Here is a 21138-nt window from a genome sequence, read left to right on the forward strand (position 1 = left end):
TGGATCTTAGGCGAAGGTCTCGGCAAATGATCCGTTGAACACCGCGCTCAGGTCAGCGAGTGGTGCCTCAGCAGAGCCGAGCTTCACAGTGTCGCCGCCAAATTTACCGACTGTGGTCAAGGTCACATCCGCTTGGGATGCAGCCGCCATCAGTGCTTCGGCTTGATCAAAGGTACAAGACACGAGGTAACGCGCTTGGTCTTCGCCGAACAATTCAGCCGTATCGCCGCTGTCCAACGTCAGGCCGAGGCCTGCTTTTTCAGCCAATTCAAACGCTGCCAGTGCAAGGCCGCCATCAGACAAGTCCGTGGCTGAATTGATCAGCTTGCGGTTGGCTTTAAGGAACTCACCGTTGGCTTGTTCTTGTGCCAGATCGACATGTGGTGCGTCGCCGTCTTCACGGTTGAACACTTCTGCCAGCAAAGCGGATTGACCAAGATGCGAACCGGTCGCGCCAATCACCAGTGCGACGTCGCCTGCTTGCGCAAGGCCAGAGATCAGTTCGTCTTCATTGGCGATCAAGCCCACAGCGCCGATGGTTGGGGTCGGCAAAATACCAACGCCATCGGTTTCATTGTACAAAGACACGTTGCCGGACACGATGGGCATGTCGAGGAATTTAACAGCTTCGCCAATACCTTGCAGCGCGCCAACAAACTGACCCATGATTTCAGGCTTCTCAGGATTGCCGAAGTTCAAGTTGTCGGTGGTTGCCAATGGTTTCGCGCCAACAGCGGTCAAGTTGCGGTAGGCTTCTGCCACAGCTTGCTTGCCGCCTTCCACAGGGTTGGCTTTCACGTAGCGCGGTGTCACGTCAGATGTGAAGGCCAGCATTTTTTCTGTGCCATGCACGCGGATCACGCCAGAACCCATGCCAGGCGCACGCACTGTGTCGGCCATCACTTGGCTGTCGTATTGTTCGTAAACCCAAGATTTGGACGCGTAGTTTGGTGATGCCAGTAGCGCTTTCAGGCCGTCAATCGGATCAATGCTTGGCACATCTGCCAAAGGCTCAGCCGCAGGTGTTGGCACCCATGGGCGGTCGTATTCTGGCGCAGAAGAGGCCAGCGTGGACAAAGGCAGGTCGCCTTTGACTTCGCCGTTGTGCATGATCAAGAAACGGTCTTCTTCCAAGGTTTCACCAACGATGGCGAAATCGAGGTCCCATTTTTCAAACACGGCGCGGGCTTCCGCTTCGAGTTCTGGTTTAAGAACCATCAACATGCGTTCTTGGGATTCCGACAGCATCATTTCATATGCGGTCATGTTGAGTTCGCGCTGTGGCACGTTCTCAAGATCAAGACGCACGCCCAATTTGCCTTTGTCGCCCATTTCAACCGCAGAACACGTGAGGCCAGCAGCGCCCATGTCTTGGATCGAAATCACAGCACCAGTGGCCATCAATTCGAGTGTGGCTTCCATGAGGCGTTTTTCGGTGAACGGGTCACCAACTTGCACTGTTGGGCGCTTTTCTTCGATAGTGTCATCAAATTCCGCAGACGCCATCGTCGCGCCGCCAACACCGTCACGGCCTGTTTTTGCACCAAGGTACACAACAGGCATGCCAACGCCGGACGCGGCAGAGTAGAAGATCTTGTCTGTGTCAGCCAAACCTGCCGCGAACGCGTTCACAAGGCAGTTGCCGTTATAAGCAGAGTGGAAGCGCACTTCACCGCCTACAGTCGGCACGCCGAAACAGTTGCCATAGCCGCCGACACCTTCAACAACGCCGTGCACCAGCTGTTTTGTCTTGTGGTGGTCTTTGACGCCAAACGACAACGAGTTCATCGCCGCAATCGGACGTGCACCCATGGTGAACACGTCGCGCAGAATGCCGCCAACGCCTGTGGCAGCACCTTGGTAAGGTTCGATGTAGGACGGGTGGTTGTGGCTTTCCATTTTGAAGACCACGCACTGGCCATCGCCGATGTCGACGATGCCGGCGTTTTCGCCTGGGCCACAGATCACTTGTGGACCATCAACGGGTAGGCCGCGCAGGTGCTTCTTGGAAGATTTGTATGAACAGTGCTCGTTCCACATCGCCGAGAAAATACCGAGCTCGGTGTAGGTTGGCTCGCGGCCCATGATTTCTAGAATGCGCGCATATTCTTCGGCATTGAGGCCGTGTGCGGCAATGAGATCATCGGTGATTTTCGGATCGGTCATGGAAGTCCCCTCGAAGGTGATCAGGGCTCTGCGTGCGTCGCGGTGATTGCCTTGCACGAAAAGCATGTCTCAGTCTGGCGTTCTCATAGGCTATCGCTGGGCTTTGGGAAAGAGGGCAGGCGACCCGAAATCGAATGAAAATCTGATTTTTAAGGTAGAAAATGCATTTCTTTGTCCAAAACGTCCAAAAGCCACGCTCAGAGGTAGGTGAGAAAGATTCGCGCGCGATATCAAAGAACAAAAAAAAGGCCGAGCATAAGCTCGGCCCAAGTCCAACAGGGAGGTGAAGTTGCTAAGAGTTTCCTCTATCAGCCGCTTCGATGATTGATTTATGTGCGCTTTGTGAATCGTTCAAGGGTTATTGTTGCGATGTTATGCAAACCCGCTATGCATCTAGTGCATACCAGAAATGTGATTTGGCCGTAATAGACTGAATCTATTCGCCTTTACGCAAATACGGTCATTGTGGAAAATCAGTAGAAATATTTGATCAAGCGTCGTCGCGGTGACGCCTGCGGTATTCATTGATCTCGGTTGTGACAAAATCGCGGAAAACCTGAATGCGTTTTGAGTGGCGCAACTCTTCTGGATAGGCCAAGAAAACGGGCACTTCAGTGCTTTCAATATCGTCGAGAACCCGAACCAGTTTGTCTGAGCTGTCGGTCAGATAGTCTGGCAGCATTCCGATCCCAAGGTCATTCAGCACGGCTTGCAGCACGCCGAAATAGTTGTTCACATAAAGTTTCGACTGCAGGTCATGTTCGTTCAACTCTTGGGTCAGACGCGCGCCTGCGGAAACTTGAGCAGAATTCGGGTTTTGCGAAATCAAACGATGATTTCCCAGATCATCAAGATTCTCTGGCACGCCGTGCTCGTCCAAATATTTTTGCGTCGCAAATAAACGCATGCGAATATTCATAAGGCGCTTGCGGATCAAATCGGCTTGGGACGGCTCTTTCATGCGAATGGCGACGTCTGCTTCGCGCATTGGCAAATCAAGCACGCGCTCTTCCAACATGAGGTCGATCGTCAGGTCAGGGTATTTTTCATAAAGCTTAGACAGGCGCGGCGCGAGCCAAAGCGTGCCAAACCCAGTGGCTGTGGTGACGCGCAATTCGCCAAAGACTTCTTCTTTACTGTCCTTAATGCGCGCGGCGGCCGCATCTAGGCGCTTGGCCATTGAACGGGTGGCGTCAAACAGCAACTCGCCTTGTTCGGTCAGGATCAGCCCGCGAGCATGGCGGTGAAACAATGTTGTACTGAGCGATTCTTCGAGTGACCGAATTTGACGCGACACAGCAGATTGACTGAGATGCAGCGTATCGCCCGCATGGGTAAGAGACCCTGCGTCCGCGACCGCGTGAAAAATCCGTAATTTATCCCAATCCATAGTCATGCCTTTTGTCATTGCACGCTTACAACATAGAGCTCTAATCCAGCAAAGCGAGGTTTTTGAGTGGGGTGTTTGTGTTTTTGCGGTTTTGTGCAAGGCGCAAATGGGCATTTTATGGAGTTTTCGTGAAAAATTCACGATCCTGCACGAAGTTTGTGCGATACGACTGTGCAACAACGACAGGAAAACAATCTGCGGTGGAAAGGGGTAAGCTCAGCACACGGTGTTCGTGGATAAGTGCTTGGAGGCGTTGACGTAAAGGCAGTAAGGTCGACGCAATAAACGGAAAGGGACGGCGTTTGGGCAGCACGAATTTCAAAGAACACCAACACACCGCGCGCAGGATATCTTATGCCCATTCGGCGCAGACCCGCGCAGGACGTGTCCTGATCCGGTTGCTCGAAAATATCACGGGACGCATCGGACTTATTCGCAGAGCCAATGGATATCATGCCGATCTAGAGCAGGGGCGTGACATTTGGCAGGTGATGATTGATCGCTATGGGCTTGAGCTCGATGTTGTCGGTGGTCAGCTTGACGCCATTCCACGCACAGGGCCGCTGGTTGTGGTGTCAAATCATCCTTACGGGATTTTGGACGGCCTGATGCTCGGGCATATCTTGGCCAAAACGCGCGGTGATTTTCGCATCATGGCGCATGAGGTGTTCAAACAGGCTGAAGATATTGATCGCGTGATTTTGCCCGTTTCTTTTGATGAAACAAAAGACGCTGTGCAATTAAACCTGCAAACACGCAAAAGTGCCGTGCAATATTTGCAGCAAGGTGGCTGCGTCGGTATTTTCCCTGGTGGCACAGTGTCTACGTCCGCCACGCCAATGGGGCCGCCGCGCGATCCAATGTGGCGAGCGTTCACGGCGAAAATGATTGCCAAATCAGGCGCGCAAGTCGTGCCGATCTATTTTGATGGGACCAATTCGCGGTTGTTCCAATTTGCCAGCCATTTGCACACCACCTTGCGCATGGGGCTTTTGATCCGCGAGTTTCGCGCCAAAATAAATGCTCCCGTGCGCGTTGTTATTGGCGCGCCGATTGCACCGCAAGAATTAGCCCCATACCAACGCGACCCCAAAAAGATGATGGATTTTTTGCGTGCACGGACATATGCCTTGTCGCCACACCCCCTTGACGAACGCGCTTTGGGGTATGAGTTTGAAGACAGGCATAAAACAACAGCGGAGACGACTCCGCGTAGGGGTCTAAAGGGCCGATATTGACATGGCAGTGGGTATTTTTGACAGCGGGCTTGGTGGGTTAACGGTTTACGATGCGGTGAGCAAACGCTTGCCCGACGTACCTTTGGTTTACTTTGGCGATAACGCGCATGCGCCTTATGGGGTGCGCGATGCCGACGATATTTATGATTTGACCACTGCGGCTGTCGAACGTCTGTGGGAAGCGGGTTGTGATCTGGTCATCTTGGCCTGCAACACGGCCTCTGCTGCGGCGCTGCGTAGAATGCAAGAAAGCTGGATTCCCAAGGATAAACGCGTTTTGGGCGTGTTTGTGCCGCTGATCGAGGCGCTGACCGAACGTGAATGGGGCGATAATTCTCCGCCCACCGAAGTTTCCGTGAAATGCGTCGCACTTTTTGCGACACCCGCCACGGTGGCCTCGCGCGCGTTTCAACGCGAACTGGCGTTTCGTGCCATTGGAGTTGATGTTGAGGCACAGGCCTGCGGCGGTGTTGTCGATGCGATTGAAGACGGCGATATGATTTTGGCCGATGCTTTGGTGCGCTCGCATGTGGATGCTTTGAAACGCAAGTTGCCAAATCCTGATGCTGCGATCTTGGGCTGCACGCATTATCCGATTATGGAAGCCGAATTCCAAGACGCCCTTGGCCCTGATGTGAAAGTGTTTTCACAAGCCAATTTGGTGGCCGAAAGCTTGGCTGATTATTTGGATCGCCGTCCTGAAATGATTGGGGCAGGCACGCAAAGCGTGTTTTTGACCACAGGCGATCCGCAAAAGGTCAGCCGCGGTGCGACACAGTTTTTGAAGCGTAAAGTCGAGTTTCAAAAGGCTTGAGTCCCGCAAAACAATTTGCCGCAATTGCGCTTTGTGACGCCTGTCCTTACATAGGGTAAAACCTAAACGACTTTGTCGTGTTTATAGACCAAAGAGAGACTTATGACTTACAAAATCGCCATCCTTGGCGCCTCTGGTTACACTGGTGCCGAGCTCGTGCGCTTGATCGCCACCCATCCTGAAATGGACATCGTGGCGCTGTCGGGTGACCGTAAAGCGGGTATGGCGATGGCGGATGTGTATCCGCATCTGCGTCATCTTGATTTGCCAGCGCTGTGCAAGATTGACGACATCGATTTTGCAGGTGTTGATCTGGCCTTTTGTGCGTTGCCCCATGCGACCTCTCAGGCGGTGATTTCGAAATTGCCCAAGACGCTCAAAGTGGTGGATCTGTCCGCGGATTTCCGTCTGCGCGATCCTGAAGCTTACGCCAAATGGTACGGCCAACCGCATTCTGCGGTTGAGATGCAAAAAGAAGCGGTATACGGCCTCACCGAATTTTACCGCGATGAGATCAAAAACGCGCGTCTTGTGGCTGGCACGGGCTGTAATGCGGCGACGGGCCAATTCATTTTACGTCCCCTTGTGGCGGCTGGCGTGATCGATCTGGATGACATCATCTTGGACCTCAAGGTGGGTGTGTCCGGGGCAGGGCGGTCTTTGAAAGAACCGTTTTTGTTCGGCGAATTGCATGACAATGCCTTTGGCTATTCTGTCGGCGGCAAACACCGTCACTTGGGCGAATTCGATCAGGAGTTTTCTTTGATCGCAGGACGTCCTGTGGAAATCCAATTCACCCCGCATTTGATCCCAGCGACGCACGGTATCTTGGCCACCGCCTATGTCAAAGGCGAGGCTGATGCGGTCTATGCTGCGCTTGTGGATCAATACAAAGACGAGCCCTTTATTCAAATGCTTCCCATGGGCGAAGTGCCTGCGCTCAAGCATGTGCGGGCCTCAAACTATTGTCACATCGGTGTGGTGGCGGATCGTCGCACAGGGCGGACAATCGTGATCGGCGCCCTAGATAACCTGACAAAGGGATCATCCGGACAAGCCATTCAAAACGCGAATTTGATGTTGGGCTTGGATGAGATCACAGGGCTGCAATTGGCCCCAGTGTACCCGTAAATACGACCAATTTGACGGAGGAAACGCGATGAAGAGTCTTAAAAAACAACGCCGTATTCAAATTATTGCGGTGGCTGTTGTCGCGCTCACTCTGTCCACGGCTTTGATCGGCTATGCGATGAAAGATGGCATCAATCTGTTTCGCTCGCCCACGCAAGTGGTGGAAGAACCGCCGCGCAAAGGTGAAGTGTTTCGCATTGGTGGCTTGGTGCTTGAGGGCAGTTTGACACGCGGCGAAGGCACATCTGTGACCTTCAGTGTGACGGACACCAATGCAATCGTTCCCGTGAGCTACACAGGTGTTTTGCCAGATCTGTTCGGCGAAAATCAGGGGATGGTTGGCACTGGCACGTTGCAAGATGGCGTGTTCGTCGCCTCTGAAATTCTGGCGAAACACGACGAAAGCTACATGCCCAAAGAAGTGGTTGACGCCTTGAAAGAACAAGGTGTTTTCCAAGAAAGCTCTGAGTGATCCGCGCGCTCTAGTCCGGCAGCGTTAACTATTTTGCGGCAGCCTGAACTCATCAAATTGGTGGGTTTGGGACATGAAAACAGTACAGCAGATTGCAAATGAGATAATCGCTCGCGAGGGCGGTTATGTGAACGACCCCGACGATCCCGGTGGCGCAACCAAGTTTGGTGTCACAATTGGAACCTTGCGTCGGCTTGGGATTGATAACGACGGCGACGGGCGAGTGACATCTGACGATGTGCGCAGGATCACCCGCACGCAAGCCCGCGATATCTTCATCGAGCACTACTTTAGCGGTCCTCGCATTGACGAATTGCCGCCTGTTTTGCAGGCGAGTGTGTTTGACATGTACGTCAACGCAGGCTCGAACGCTGTTCGTATTTTGCAGCGGCTGTTGGTCGATATGGGCCAAAGCATTGTCGTGGATGGCACCATAGGCCCGCAAACTATCGAAGCCTGTCATATTGCCCAAAGCCTTGCGCCGGACCACTTGGCGGATGCCTTTGGCATTGCGCGGCGCAACTACTATTACGCCTTGGCTGACCGACGCCCCAAAAGCCGCAAATACGCAATGCGGCGCAATGGCGGCAAAGGCGGTTGGATTTTGCGCGCCGAAGAATTCATTTCCCAGCGATATCACCTGACACTGGCCGAACATTCCGCGCGGGTGGCGTCATGGGGGTAATTCAAGTGTTGGCCGAAATCCTGTTTGGCGGTGGGCGCAATGTGGTGAAAGAGACCGCAGAAGTGTTCATGACAAATTCCGAAGAAGATTCAGTTCGTGATGTGGGGCTGCGCTCTGCAGCTATGGATCAATTCGCCAAAGAATTCGCCGTTGCACGCACCGGACGCTTTGATCGGTTTATGGACGGGCTCAATCGTGTTCCGCGGCCTTTGATGGCTTTCGGAACAATCGGGCTGTGCATCACCGCGATGGTCAATCCCATTTGGTTTGCAGCAAGGATGCAAGGGATCGCCTTGGTGCCGGAGCCACTTTGGTGGCTGATGGGTGCGATTGTGAGCTTTTATTTTGGTGCGCGCTATCAGGTGAAGGGCCAAGAATTCCAGCGTTCAATTGCGGCCACGGTGGCGCAAGCGCCGATTGTGACCGCCAATATTCGGTCCTTGAATTCGCTTCGGGCATTGGAGGCGGGCGCCAAAGGCGTGTCTGATCCCGCCTCTCAGGCGCCCTATGTGGCTGGGCCGCCGATGTATCAAGACACCACCGACATTCCTGGGTTTGACGCGCAAAATCCAGCACTTATTGCATGGAGGTCTGGCCATGATGAGTGACGCGCTGATCAAAGCCCTGTCCGAACACGGACCATGGGCCATAATGGTTTTTTTCTTGCTGTACAGAGACTTGCAAAAAGATCAGGCCACCCGAGCCGTGCTGGACAAGAACTCGCAGATTCTCATCGAGATGACGACGATGATCCGCGAACGTTTGCCGAGAGGAGGGTGAGATCGGATGAAAGCACACCTGAGAACCCTTTTGGTTTGGCTGTCAGATTTGGTTGCTGGTGCACCGCTGGCCCAAGCCATCAAACGGAACCGAGATGCCGCGCATGCATTGGATGCGGCCGTGAAGGAGATGTTGAAGCAATGAAACAGGCACTCATATTATATGGCGCGATATTCGCGCTCGCCCTTGTGGGCATATCGTTGATTGGTACCACGCATATGATGCTGGTGGGCTACGGCGCGATCGCTGTAATGGCGTTGATCATTTCGGGGACGTTTTTTTGGCTCTGGCAAGTGCGTGCCACGCCGCTTGCTTTGGGCATGTCCTTTAGCTGGGCGGGCGTGGGGCTGACGTTGGGGTGGTGGTGGCTCATGCAAATCCAGTCCAGTGGTGACTGCCAAGGCAGCATCGTCTTTCTATTCGCATTCCTGTCGTTGCTGATGGCAGGTGCAATTCTGCACTTTGCCGTCATTCAGGGCTCATTTGGCTATCAAGGCTTGAGTTTTCTTGCGCCCGTGATCGGTGCGTTGCTTCTGTCTCTAGGGGTCTTGTGGGTGATGTAAGTCACGTGCTGCGGATCCCACAACGTGGGTCGAGACAGGTGGGAAAGGGGGCTTCGGCCCTCTTTTTCGTGGTGGCACGTAGGGCGCGCTTCAATTTCTTGCGACATCACCGCGCATCCCATTGGCGACAGCGTCTAAGCAAGCTACAACATACCTCAACAGGGCGGTGCTGTGACAGCGCCTTAATGGGAGAATCTATATGCTGGTTGAACTTGGTCATTTTGCGCTGGTGCTCGCTTTCTTCGTCGCCTGTGTTCAAACAGTGCTGCCGCTTATCGGGGCACAGATGGGGCGTCGCGCTTTGATGGATGTGGCGGCGCCGGCGGCACTTGTGCATATGGTGTTGATCACCTTTTCTTTTAGTGCCTTGATGTATGCCTTTGTAACCTCTGACTTTTCTCTCAAGTTGGTTGTTGAAAACTCCCACACGCTGAAACCGATGCTTTACAAAATTTCGGGCGTATGGGGCAACCATGAGGGATCGATGCTGTTATGGGTGTTGATCCTTGCGCTGTTTGGCGCCGCGGCTGCGCTGTTTGGCGCGAATTTGCCCACGACGTTGAAAGCACGTGTGATTGCAGTTCAGGGCTCCATCGGTGTCGCCTTTTTGGCGTTCATTTTGTTCACGTCCAACCCGTTTTTGCGCCTCGCTTCGCCACCGATGAACGGCGATGACCTTAATCCATTGCTGCAAGACCCTGGCCTCGCGTTTCACCCGCCGTTTTTGTACCTCGGCTATGTTGGGCTTTCGATGACGTTTTCCTTTGCTGTCGCCGCGTTGCTTGAAGGGCGCGTGGATGCCGCTTGGGGGCGCTGGGTGCGTCCTTGGACCTTGGCCGCTTGGGTCTTTTTGACCATCGGCATCGGCCTTGGGTCTTGGTGGGCGTATTATGAGTTGGGTTGGGGCGGATTTTGGTTCTGGGATCCTGTCGAAAACGCGTCCTTTATGCCTTGGCTTTTTGCCGCCGCATTGCTTCATTCTGCCATTGTTGTCGAAAAGCGCGAGACACTCAAAGCGTGGACTATCCTTTTGGCCATTCTTGCTTTTGGGTTCTCGTTAATTGGAACGTTCCTTGTGCGCTCTGGCGTGATCACGTCGGTGCACGCCTTTGCCAATGACCCTGAGCGCGGCATCTTTATTTTGATGATTTTGGCGGTGTTCATGGGCGGCGCGCTTGTGTTGTTTTCACTGCGCGCTGCGGCGATGGAGGCCAAGGGCGTGTTTGCTTTGGCGTCTCGTGAAACGGCTTTGATCATCAACAATATTTTGCTCGCAGTGGCGGCCTTTGTGGTCTTCATCGGTACGATTTGGCCCTTGGTGGCCGAAGCCTTTTGGGATCGCAAACTGTCGGTTGGTGCGCCGTTTTTTGATGCCGCCTTCACTCCGTTCTTCACTGTGCTCGCGATTGTTTTGCCGATCGGTACGATGTTGCCGTGGAAGCGGGCGAAACTAGGCGTCGCAGTGCGTAAGTTGATCCCGTCCATGATCTTGGCGGTTGCCGTTCTGGCATTGGTTTATGTGGTGCAAACGCAAAAGTCATTGCTTGGCCCGATTGGGCTTGGCCTTGCTGTCTGGCTGATCTCAGGCGCTGTTCAAGACATTGCATCGAAACTGGGTCGCAAACGCGATTTGTCCCGCTTGTTGCGTCTTCCACGCGCCGATTGGGGGCGTTTGTTGGCGCATGGAGGTCTTGGGATCACCATCGCCGGTATTGCAGGCCTGACGGCTTGGACGGTTGAAGACATTCGCGTTGTGCAGGTGGGCGAGACCTTTGAAGTTTCGGGCTACACTCTGAGTTTGGATGATGTGCAGCGCAAACAGGGGCCCAACTATATCACCACGATGGCCGACATAACGTTGTTCAAAGGCGCGCAAAAACTGACCACGTTGCATCCCGAAAAGCGTAACTATCCTGTGGCGCAGATGCCCACGACCGAAGCCGGTATTGATTCAGGCTTTTTGCGCGATGTCTATGTTGTGATTGGCGATGTGCAATCCAATGGTGGTTGGGCTGTGCGCACCTATATCAAGCCGCTCGCCAACTGGATTTGGGGCGGCGTGATCATTATGGGTCTGGGCGGTTTTCTGTCTTTGACGGACCGGCGCTACCGCGTTGCGGCTGGCGCGCGCAAAGCGCGTCTTGTGCCAAAGGGAGTGCCTGCAGAATGAAGACGGTTTTCTTGGCCTTGAGCCTGCTTGTCGCCACACCAGTCTATGCCGTTCAGCCGCAAGAGGTGTTGCAAGACCCTGTGATGGAAAGCCGCGCACGCGACATTTCAAAGGGTCTGCGCTGTCTTGTGTGCCGCAATGAAAACATCGACGAATCCAATGCGCAATTGGCCACGGACCTGCGTTTGCTGGTGCGTGAGCGGTTGCTGGCGGGGGATAGCGATGTCGAAGTTGTCGATTATGTTGTCGACCGCTACGGTGAATATGTCTTGCTCAAACCGACCTTAGGCGGCGCGAATAAGCTGCTGTGGATTGCTGGTCCTGTGATGCTTTTGCTGTCGCTTGGCATCGGCGTCAGTTTTGTGCGACGTCGCCAAAAAGAGACCGAGATCGATCCTTTGTCTAACGATGAGGCGGCGCGTCTTGATGCTTTGCTAAAGGAATAGCGCGTCGGTCTATTTGACCGCGGACCAATTCCCAAAAAGTAACCCTGCGTCTTGAGCGGAAAATGCAGAGGTTTTCTGTGAATTTGCAGATCGGGCCACTTTCATTTTAAGGGGCGCGGCTTAATCTGTGTGGAGCTTTTAGGGAGAGCCGCACATGCAGTATGAAACCATCACTTACGCCGTTCAAGACGCTGTCGCTGTCGTTACACTCAATCGGCCCAAGGTCAAAAACGCTCTGAACACACGGATGCGCGCGGAAATCACCCATGCGGTGCTTGCAGCGGGTGATGAGGCACGGGTTTTGGTCATCACCGGCACGACGGGTGCGTTTTGTTCTGGGCAAGATCTAGGCGGCAACGTTAGTGCGGCGACGTTGGATGTGGAACGTGTGTTGCACGAAGAATATGAGCCGATGCTGCACGCCATTCATGACAGCAAAATTCCGACGATTGCCGCCGTGAACGGCGTTGCGGCAGGCGCGGGGGCGTCATTGGCCCTTGCGACTGATGTGGTGATCGCGGCAGAGTCTGCTTTGTTTATCCAAGCTTTCACCCGCATTGGTTTGATGCCTGACGCAGGCGGCACCTATGCGCTGCCCCGCCAAGTGGGCTTGGCGCGTGCCTTGGGGGCTTCCTTGTTTGGTGATGCCATTCCAGCGGCCAAGGCCGCGCAATGGGGTATGATTTACGAGAGCTTCCCAGACGACCAATTCGCCGCCCATTGGCAAGCCCGCGCACAGCATTTGGCACAGGGTCCAACGGTATCTTACAACGGCATCAAGCAGGCGCTTCATGCCTCTGCCACCAATACCCTAGAGCAACAGTTGGCGCTGGAAGCGAGGCTGCAAGGGCGGTGTGGAAAGACCCATGATTTCCGTGAGGGCGTCACTGCGTTTCTGGAAAAACGCCCTGCGAAATTCGAAGGCCGCTAAGCCATTCTAGGTCACTGGTGCAAACGCCGCCCCTAGACTTTGCAGCTCGGGCAACGCGACATCCCAGAAAGACAAAAAGGCCGCCCGATTGGGGCGGCCTTGTTCATTTGTACGACGTAGAAGCGACTTAGCCGCGGTCTTCGACGTTTGTGTATTCGCGCTGTGTTTCGCCAGTGTAAAGCTGACGTGGGCGACCAATTTTCATTGCTGGATCTTCGATCATCTCTTTCCACTGTGAAATCCAACCCACTGTGCGGGACAGGGCGAAGATCGGTGTGAACATAGATGTTGGGAAACCCATCGCTTCGAGGATGATGCCTGAGTAGAAGTCCACGTTCGGGAAGAGTTTCTTCTCTGCGAAGTATGGATCAGCCAAGGCAGCCGCTTCGAGTTCTTTTGCCACTTGCAAGATTGGGTTGTCATCAACGCCCAAAAGTTCAAGCACTTCGTCAGCAGACTGTTTCATCACAGTCGCGCGTGGGTCGAAGTTTTTGTAAACGCGGTGACCGAAGCCCATCAGGCGGAACGGATCGTTCTTGTCTTTCGCACGGGCGATGAATTCAGGAATGCGGTCAACAGAACCGATTTCTTGCAACATTTCCAAACATGCTTGGTTTGCACCACCGTGTGATGGGCCCCAAAGACAGGCGATACCAGCCGCGATACAGGCGAACGGGTTGGCGCCAGAAGAGGAGGCCAAACGCACTGTAGATGTAGATGCGTTTTGTTCGTGGTCGGCGTGCAATGTGAAAATACGGTCCATGGCGCGTGCCAAGATCGGGTTCACTTCGTACTCTTCAGCAGGTACGGCGAAACACATACGCAAGAAGTTTGACGCGTAATCAAGATCGTTGCGTGGGTATACAAACGGTTGACCTGCAACATATTTGTACGCCATCGCAGCGATTGTTGGCATCTTCGCGATCAAACGGATCGTCGCAACTTCGCGCTGGTGTGGATCAGAGATGTCAGTGGAATCGTGGTAGAACGCAGACATCGCGCCCACAACACCGACCATAATGGCCATCGGGTGCGCATCGCGGCGGAAGCCTGAGAAGAATTTGTGCATTTGCTCGTGCACCATTGTGTGGTTGGTCACGAGGCTTTCAAATTTTTCAAGTTCAGCAGCTGTCGGCAGTTCGCCGTTCAGCAACAAGTAACACACTTCAAGATAGTGGGAGTTCGCAGCCAATTCGCCGATTGGGTAGCCACGGTGCAAAAGCACACCTTCGCCGCCATCGATGTAAGTGATAGAGCTGTCACATGCTGCAGTTGATGTGAAGCCTGGATCGTAAGTGAACACGCCTGCCTGGCCATAGAGCTTGCGGATATCAACAACATCTGGTCCTTCGGTCGGAGAGTGGACTGGAAGCTCGAAAGTTTTTCCGTCCAGCGTCAGAGTCGCTGTTTTTTTTGTGTCTGCCATGGTCATTCCTTCGGTTGGCAGCGGTGCCTTATGGGCGCCGCTGGAGGTCGGGGAAGGCGCGCAAAAGAATATCCGCACGCCCTCTGTGGCTAAAGAGGGCCGGTGCCGCTCTTTGGTCTGGGCTTTGCCGGTATTAGCGGCGTGCCATGTTACCGGACTGTGACAGTCGCGATAGAATTTGTGACGGCCATTGATAGCGTGGCCGCATATCCCCAAATGCGCCTGCAATAGGTGCTTTTAGAGTGTTACTCTTGCAGTACGTCCGCGATGCGCGCCAGGGTTTCTTCGCGCCCCAGCACAAACATCATATCAAGTACGCTCGGTGTTTGGGCGCGTCCTGCAAGGGCCGCACGTAGCGGTCCCGCGACTTTCCCAAAGCCGATTTCTTGCGCATCCATAACGCGGCCAACAGCCGCCTCTAATGCGTCGCGGTTCCAGCTATCACTTTGCAGGTGCGGCGTCAATTCCTTCAGTATACCGTAGGATACCGAGTTAAGATGTTTTTGCGCCTTCTCATCAACATCCACGGGACGTGAATTAAGTGCAAATCGCGCCTTTTCAACGAGTTGAGGGTAGTTTTTGGCCGATCCTTTGAGGCAATACATCGCCTCAAGCAGGCGTGTTTTCTGTGCGCTGGTGAAGGGGGGCTGTGCAGATGCAGCAAGGTAACCCTCAATTTCGCTTACGATTTGTGCATCATCCATGATGGCCAAATGTTGACCGCAAATATTATCAAGCTTTTTCGTATCAAAGCGCGCTGGTGCCTTGTTGATTCCATCAAGATCGAACCATTCCATCGCTTGCGCGTCCGAGAAAAATTCGTCATCGCCATGAGACCAGCCCAAACGCGCCAAGTAGTTGCGCATGCCTTGCGCAGGGTATCCCATCGCTTGGTATTCTTTCACGCCCGTTGCACCGTGGCGTTTCGACATCTTCTTGCCATCTGGGCCGAAAATAAGCGGGATATGCGCATAGACCGGCAAATCCCATCCCATCGCTGCGTAAACCATCATCTGGCGTGCGGAGTTGGCCAAATGGTCATCCCCGCGAATAACATGGGTGACGCCCATGTCGTGATCGTCCACCACAACCGCCAGCATATAGGTCGGCGTGCCGTCAGAGCGCAGTACAATCATGTCATCGATCTGGTCATTCTTGATCGTCACATCGCCTTGCACCTGATCTTTGATCACAGTCACGCCGTCCCGTGGTGCTTTCATGCGGATCACATAAGGCGCATCAGGGTAGGTGCTGGGATCAGCATCGCGCCAAGGGGACTGGTACAAAGTGCTGGTTTTATTGGCGCGGGCTGCCTCGCGAAAGGCTTCGATCTCGTCCTGAGTGGCAAAACATTTGTAGGCATTGCCGTCCGCTAGCATCTGAAGCGCTACCTCAGCGTGGCGTTCGGCTTGCTCAAACTGGCTGACCGCTTCGCCGTCGTAATCCAAACCAAGCCAAGCCATGCCGTCCAAAATGCCTTGCGTGGCTTCAGGTGTGGAACGCGCGCGATCTGTGTCTTCGATCCGAAGCAAAAATTTGCCGCCACGCGCGCGGGCGTAGAGCCAGCTGAAAAGTGCTGTGCGGGCCGTCCCAATGTGCATGTCCCCAGTTGGAGAGGGCGCAATCCGTGTGACAACGGGTTTGGCAGAAACGTTTGAAGCGGAAGTGGCGTTTGACATGGGGGGTTAACTCTTTGGTAACTATGATGGCGGTAGCTTGAAGTGCAGTGTTGCGCGCAGGTCTAGAGCATTTTCATCCAAAGTGGAAATCGCTTTTAACGCCGCGCCTAGTGACGGCGCGCCTTGCTCCGCCCAAAACTGCGCAATGATGCCGGTCCCGCGCATAGAACGTGGGCGATGGCGAACAGGAAATGGCGGCGCAGTGACTTTGATTTTGACCCCACTGTATTGGTTTCTCGACATTTTTGACCGGCAACGTGGCCGCTTGTTTTTGTGGCTGCCTGTGCTGCTTGGGATTGGTGTGTCGCTTTATTTCGCAACGCCTTTAGAGCCGGATCTCGCGACATTTATCTACGTGGCAACCTTTGCTGCCTTTGTTGCCGCTTTTTTGTGTTTTATCCCTGCATATTTCGCTCCACCGTTATCAATGCTGTTGGTGGTGTCCCTTGGCTTTTTGATTGCTGGTGCGCGGGCCCATTTGGTGGCAGCACCAGTGCTAAACTATCGCTACTATGGCCCTGTTGAGGGACGGGTCGTCAAAATTGACAGATCCGCAAGCGAAGCGATCCGGCTCACGCTTGATCAGGTAACACTGAAAAACATGCCGCCAGACCGCACGCCTGCGCGCGTGCGCGTGTCACTTCATGGCGCGCAAAATTACATCACGCCCGTTCCAGGCTTACGTGTTGCGATGACCGGCCACTTGTCCCCACCGCCCAGTGCCGCCGACCCTGGTGGTTTCAACTTTCAACGCATGGCGTGGTTCGACCGCCTTGGCGCGGTTGGTTACACGCGCGTTCCTGTTTTGCGCGCGGGGCCAACGGATGAAGGGGCGTCTTTGCTGATACACCGCTTGCGCCAAACTGTGTCGCAAGGCCTTCAGGCGCGCATGGCGGGGCAACCGGGCGCCTTCGCTGCAGCAATCTTAACCGGTGATCGCTCGGGTATTACCGCCGAGACTGCGGAAAACCTGCGCGCCAGTAATCTGTCGCACTTGCTGGCCATATCCGGTCTGCATATGGGGCTTTTGACCGGAGTAATTTTTGCGGCGATTCGAATGGCTCTTTCGTTTGTTCCTGCGGCGTTTTTTCATCTTCCGATTAAAAAGATTGCCGCGATTTGCGCTATGCTGGCTGGCGCATTGTACTTGGCGTTGTCTGGATGGAATGTCGCGACCGAACGCGCTTACATCATGGTATTGATGATGTTTGTGGCAGTCCTTTTTGATCGGCGGGCTATTTCCCTGCGCGCTGTGGCGATGGCGGCGCTGGTGATCTTGAGCTTGCGCCCAGAAGTTCTGCCTGAACCGGGCTTCCAGATGTCTTTTGCCGCCACGGTTGCTTTGGTGGCGGTGTTTACGCTGGTGCGACACCTTAGGCTTATGGCGCGGTGGCCAAGTTGGTTGCGCGGCGTGATGACTGTGGTGATGTCGTCTGCTGTGGCGGGTATCGCCACCGCACCTGTGGCGGCAGCGCATTTTAATCGCATTGCCGACCTTGGTTTGATTGCCAATGTGATTTCCGTGCCGATCATGGGGGCCGTGGTGATGCCTGCAGCTGTGGCCGCGGCGGTGCTGACACTGATCGGGTTGCAAGGGCTTGCTTTGCTTGTGATGGAACCGGCCATTCGCTGGATTTTGTTTGTGGCGCAAACTGTTGGCAACATTGAAGGGGCGGTGACGCACATCGTCACGCCACCTGTCCAAACGCTTCCATTGCTGGCACTTGGCGGTTTGTTTTTGGTCTTATGGCACGGTCGCATCAGGGTGTTGGGACTTGTGCCAATGGTGTTGGGCGCCATTTTTTGGATTGGCGTGGATCGGCCAAGTTTACTTGTATCTGGGGACGGCGGGCTCGTCGGGCGCATGACCGCAGAGGGACGCGCGTTGAGCAAGCCAAGCGGATCAGGATTTGCGGCGCAATCGTGGCTCGAAAATGATGGGGATCACCCCGATCAATACGCGGCAGCCCTTCGAAATTTTCCACCACTTGATGTGTCGGGCATTACTTTCGCGCATGTGACTGGGCGCGGATGGCAGAAGGCCGTTGTGCAGTCTTGTGCGTTGCATGACGTTGTTATTGTCAACAAACGCTGGGATGCCGACTGGCCTGACAATTGTTATATCTTTGACGCATCGTTTTTGGATGAAAGTGGCGCCCTTGCCATTGATCCGCGCGACAATGGATTTGTTTTAAAAACCTCACTTGGCCAAACAGGTGTGAGGTTGTGGAGCGCGCCAGAACTGCGCCGCGATCCAGCTGTCTCAGCGCGCGCGATACAGCAAAGCAAAGATCGTCCCATTTTTGGGGCACGCTTTTATGTTGAGGGGTCAAATGGTCGAACTCTGCACTGGCAGACGGAACCTTGATGTTGGCCTTTCCAGAATTTGCACAAGAATTTGAATGTGCAATTGGCGCGTCTCTGGTCAAACGCGAACGACAAAGCCCCTCACATGAAACATGAAAGGGGCTTTGGGTGAGGGGATAAGCCTCACATCTAGTAGCTGCGAATGAGGCCCACTAGTTTGCCTTGGATTTCGATCTTGTCCGCAGAAAACATGCGTGTTTCAAAGGCTGGGTTGGCTGCCTCCAACGCGATTGTGTCGCCGCTGCGCATGTAGCGTTTGAGCGTGGTTTCATAGCCCTCGACCATCGCCACAACGATATCACCGTTCGAGGCCTGCGACGTCTCGCGGATCACAACGATGTCGCCATCATTGATCCCAGCGTCGATCATGGATTCGCCTTTGACTTCCAAAGCATAGTGATTGCCGCGTCCAGAGAGCATTGAACCTGGGACTGCAACATTCAGCGCACCATCTTCCACGGCTTCAATCGGCACGCCTGCGGCGATTTTGCCCATGATAGGTAGGTTAAAAGCAGAGACCGCCACTTCCATTGCTTGCGCAGGGGGCGGAGAATTTGGACGATCACCTTCGATCACGCGGGGCTGAAACCCTGCGGCAGTTGGTGCTGTGGGTTGCCCGCCCAGACTTTCGGGCAATTTCACGATTTCAATCGCACGCGCACGGTGTGCGAGGCGGCGAATGAAACCACGTTCTTCCAAGGCGGTGATCAGGCGGTGGATGCCGGACTTAGAGCGCAGATCCAGCGCTTCTTTCATTTCATCGAAAGACGGTGGGACACCGTCTTTGTGCATCCGTGTGTTGATAAATTCCAACAATTGAAGCTGTTTCTTTGTCAGCATGTCTGTGCTCCCGCCGTGTCGCGTTTTGGTGATCCCATGCCGATCAAGTTATCGCCGGATTACTCCGGCAGCTGTGCCTGTCTGGTGGACAAATCGCGTGTGGCGGTAACGTTTTGGCCCGAAGGCCGCGGTTTGATGAGGCGCGGCACATTTTGTGCGGCGCTTTTAAACATCACAGGACCGCCGTGGTCCGTTTGTCGCCAGATGGCATGGGTGTCGTGTTCTGATAATGTTCTACCGCTGTTCCCTAAATGTGTCAACAATACTCTCCCAATGTTGTGATATGCGGCCTGTCGTGCCGGTTTGTCACTGTTTTCCAATTGGGTTTAGGAGAAGGGAAGTTGATTAATTCATCGTTAATTTGGGAGTACGGAGGTCGCTTTTTACAAAGAAATTATATCGACATGCTCGCCCGCTTTGGCAGCAGGTGCAAAGGGAGCGCGTACGATCAATGTATCGGCATTTGAGAGGATACGCAGTAAGGCGCTGTCTTGGCTGGACATTGGTGCCACCATGCCGTTCGCAATCGTCGCGCGCATATAGTGGGCGCGTGGGCCGTTGGATGGAATATCCGTGCTCAAAGGCATTTGGGTCGTTGGAATGGCAGTGGCTTCAAGCCCGAGCATTTTGTGCAGGGCGGGCAGCATGAACAGGTGCGCTGTCACCAAGGACGACACAGGGTTGCCTGGAAGGCCGAGCATCATTTTGCCGTTGATTTTACCCGCCATAAGCGGTTTGCCGGGGCGCATGGCGACTTTGTAGAAAGCGCGGGAGAGGCCCATATCCATCGCAACTTTGCCGACGATGTCATGATCGCCGACAGAGGCGCCACCGATTGTGACGATCATATCAGCATCTTGGGCAAGGGTGAGGGTTTGGCGTAGGGAGGCCTCATTATCGCGGGCAATCGGCAGCATACGCGCGATGCCGCCTGCGGCCTCGACCATGGCCGCCAAGCCAAATGAATTGGACGCGATGATTTGAGCGTCATTTGGCGTTTCACCCGGCATGACCAATTCGTCGCCTGTGGCGATCAAAGCCACGATGGGTTTGCAGGTGACTGCGATCTCGGGGATATTCATTGCTGCGAGCAAAGCCAAATCGCGAGAAGTGAGCCTGCGCGGGGCTTTGACTGTATCGCCCACTTTGAAATCAGCGCCGATGTCGCGAATATTGGTGGTGCTGGAGACATCCATTTGTGTGATCTGGTCGCCTGTGCGCGTGACGTTTTCTTGGATCACCACACGGGACGCGCCTTTGGGCAGGGGGGCACCGGTGAAAATACGCACGGCTTGGCCTGCACCCACTGTGCCAGCATAAGCGTGCCCTGCAGCGGCTTCGCCGATGACGGTAAACTCTGCTCCGATTTTGCTTTCATCGTCACGCAGGGCGTAGCCATCCATGATTGAGGCAGAAAACGGCGGTTGATTGCGTGTCGCTGTGGCATCCGTGGCGAGGACACGGTTTAGGCCATCGCGCAGGGGGATTGTTTCAGTGTCCAAAGCCTCGCAAAGCGAAAAGACGTGATCCAATGCCTCTGAGACGGAAATCATGATGATGTCTCGTCCACAGTGTAGACGCCAGATTTGCCGCCTTCTTTGCGCAAGAGGCGAATGGACACGATCTCCATGCCTTTTTCTGCGGCTTTCAACATGTCGTAGATGGTGAGCGCGGCGGTGGAGGCGGCTGTCAGAGCTTCCATTTCCACGCCAGTCTGACCGGAGGTTTTCACCGTGGCGGTGATGCGCACGCCTGGCAATGTCTCGTCAGGGGCGAGATCCAGCGTCACCTTGGTGATCGGCAGGGGATGACACAAAGGAATAAGATCAGAGGTCTTTTTCGCCCCCATGATGCCCGCAAGCCGCGCCACGCCCAAGACATCGCCCTTTTTCGCAGTACCTTGCGTGATATGCGCGAGTGTTTCGGGCCGCATTTTGATCGCAGCTTCGGCGGTGGCCAAACGGTCGGTCACAGCCTTGCCAGAGACATCCACCATATGGGCGTTGCCGCCGTCGTCGAAATGGGTGAGCTCTGCCATGC

At 54.4% G+C, this 21138-nt stretch carries 20 protein-coding genes; 13 read left to right on the top strand and 7 right to left on the bottom strand.

The features are described 5' to 3' along the window. Positions 1–6 precede the first annotated feature (6 nt). Together purL and ABF287_RS12055 are read right to left on the bottom strand one after the other, a co-directional pair. Complete coding sequence (gene purL / locus ABF287_RS12050; RefSeq protein WP_347185250.1) at positions 7–2166, bottom strand: phosphoribosylformylglycinamidine synthase subunit PurL; 2160 nt, start codon at positions 2164–2166, stop codon at positions 7–9. 490 nt (positions 2167–2656) lie between these two features. Next, positions 2657–3556: a LysR family transcriptional regulator gene (locus ABF287_RS12055; RefSeq protein ID WP_347185251.1), complete on the bottom strand. Its 900-nt coding sequence runs from the start codon at positions 3554–3556 to the stop codon at positions 2657–2659. Between the two features lie 302 nt (positions 3557–3858). Between ABF287_RS12055 and ABF287_RS12060 the strand changes: the two genes are divergently transcribed. The 12 genes from ABF287_RS12060 (at position 3859) to ABF287_RS12115 (ending at position 12786) form a co-directional block, all read left to right on the top strand. Continuing rightward, positions 3859–4794, top strand: coding sequence for a lysophospholipid acyltransferase family protein (locus ABF287_RS12060; RefSeq protein ID WP_347185252.1), 936 nt, complete (start codon positions 3859–3861; stop codon positions 4792–4794). Position 4795: 1 nt separating this feature from the next. Continuing rightward, complete coding sequence (locus ABF287_RS12065; RefSeq protein ID WP_347185253.1) at positions 4796–5608, top strand: aspartate/glutamate racemase family protein; 813 nt, start codon at positions 4796–4798, stop codon at positions 5606–5608. A gap of 102 nt (positions 5609–5710) precedes the next feature. After that, positions 5711–6739 (top strand): N-acetyl-gamma-glutamyl-phosphate reductase, encoded by a 1029-nt coding sequence (argC, locus tag ABF287_RS12070; protein WP_347185254.1) that lies wholly within the window; start codon positions 5711–5713, stop codon positions 6737–6739. A gap of 28 nt (positions 6740–6767) precedes the next feature. After that, entirely contained in the window at positions 6768–7211 is a 444-nt protein-coding gene (gene ccmE / locus ABF287_RS12075) for a cytochrome c maturation protein CcmE (RefSeq protein WP_347185255.1), read from the top strand. A gap of 73 nt (positions 7212–7284) precedes the next feature. Further along, positions 7285–7896, top strand: a complete 612-nt coding sequence (locus ABF287_RS12080) for a holin-associated N-acetylmuramidase (RefSeq protein ID WP_347185256.1) — start codon at positions 7285–7287, stop codon at positions 7894–7896. Then, the gene (locus tag ABF287_RS12085) at positions 7887–8504 is read left to right on the top strand and encodes a holin family protein (protein WP_347185257.1); all 618 of its coding nucleotides are present in this window, start codon (positions 7887–7889) and stop codon (positions 8502–8504) included. The genes ABF287_RS12080 and ABF287_RS12085 overlap by 10 nt, the downstream gene beginning before the upstream one ends. Further along, positions 8494–8676: a hypothetical protein gene (locus ABF287_RS12090; RefSeq protein WP_347185258.1), complete on the top strand. Its 183-nt coding sequence runs from the start codon at positions 8494–8496 to the stop codon at positions 8674–8676. The genes ABF287_RS12085 and ABF287_RS12090 overlap by 11 nt, the downstream gene beginning before the upstream one ends. 6 nt (positions 8677–8682) lie before the next feature. Continuing rightward, on the top strand, positions 8683–8820 hold the full coding sequence (locus ABF287_RS12095) for a hypothetical protein (protein ID WP_347185259.1): 138 nt from the start codon (positions 8683–8685) through the stop codon (positions 8818–8820). Then, on the top strand, positions 8817–9239 hold the full coding sequence (locus ABF287_RS12100) for a hypothetical protein (protein ID WP_347185260.1): 423 nt from the start codon (positions 8817–8819) through the stop codon (positions 9237–9239). Before ABF287_RS12095 ends, ABF287_RS12100 begins: the two co-directional genes overlap by 4 nt. A 199-nt stretch (positions 9240–9438) precedes the next feature. Further along, entirely contained in the window at positions 9439–11409 is a 1971-nt protein-coding gene (locus tag ABF287_RS12105; RefSeq protein ID WP_347185261.1) for a heme lyase CcmF/NrfE family subunit, read from the top strand. Continuing rightward, positions 11406–11855 carry a cytochrome c-type biogenesis protein gene (locus tag ABF287_RS12110; RefSeq protein ID WP_347185262.1) on the top strand — a complete coding sequence of 150 codons (450 nt, stop codon included), beginning with the start codon at positions 11406–11408 and terminating at the stop codon, positions 11853–11855. Before ABF287_RS12105 ends, ABF287_RS12110 begins: the two co-directional genes overlap by 4 nt. Positions 11856–12009: 154 nt before the next feature. Next, complete coding sequence (locus ABF287_RS12115; protein ID WP_347185263.1) at positions 12010–12786, top strand: enoyl-CoA hydratase-related protein; 777 nt, start codon at positions 12010–12012, stop codon at positions 12784–12786. Between the two features lie 127 nt (positions 12787–12913). Here ABF287_RS12115 and gltA read toward each other — a convergent pair whose 3' ends face one another. Beyond that, positions 12914–14212 (bottom strand): citrate synthase, encoded by a 1299-nt coding sequence (gltA, locus tag ABF287_RS12120; protein WP_347185264.1) that lies wholly within the window; start codon positions 14210–14212, stop codon positions 12914–12916. A 245-nt stretch (positions 14213–14457) separates the two neighbouring features. Next, the gene (gene gltX / locus ABF287_RS12125) at positions 14458–15891 is read right to left on the bottom strand and encodes a glutamate--tRNA ligase (RefSeq protein ID WP_347185265.1); all 1434 of its coding nucleotides are present in this window, start codon (positions 15889–15891) and stop codon (positions 14458–14460) included. Positions 15892–16093: 202 nt separating this feature from the next. Between gltX and ABF287_RS12130 the strand changes: the two genes are divergently transcribed. Then, positions 16094–18259, top strand: a complete 2166-nt coding sequence (locus ABF287_RS12130; RefSeq protein WP_347185266.1) for a ComEC/Rec2 family competence protein — start codon at positions 16094–16096, stop codon at positions 18257–18259. A 128-nt stretch (positions 18260–18387) separates the two neighbouring features. Here the strand turns inward: ABF287_RS12130 and lexA are convergent, their stop codons facing one another. From lexA to moaC, 3 genes are all read right to left on the bottom strand, one after another. After that, positions 18388–19098, bottom strand: coding sequence for a transcriptional repressor LexA (lexA, locus tag ABF287_RS12135; RefSeq protein WP_347185267.1), 711 nt, complete (start codon positions 19096–19098; stop codon positions 18388–18390). A gap of 383 nt (positions 19099–19481) precedes the next feature. After that, complete coding sequence (locus ABF287_RS12140) at positions 19482–20651, bottom strand: molybdopterin molybdotransferase MoeA (protein WP_347185268.1); 1170 nt, start codon at positions 20649–20651, stop codon at positions 19482–19484. Further along, a complete protein-coding gene (gene moaC / locus ABF287_RS12145) occupies positions 20648–21136 on the bottom strand; it encodes a cyclic pyranopterin monophosphate synthase MoaC (protein WP_347185269.1) in 489 nt (162 codons plus the stop codon). The genes ABF287_RS12140 and moaC overlap by 4 nt, the downstream gene beginning before the upstream one ends. Positions 21137–21138 lie beyond the last annotated feature (2 nt).

Source organism: Pacificibacter sp. (genome assembly GCF_039769035.1).
In the GTDB taxonomy this organism is placed as follows: domain Bacteria; phylum Pseudomonadota; class Alphaproteobacteria; order Rhodobacterales; family Rhodobacteraceae; genus Celeribacter.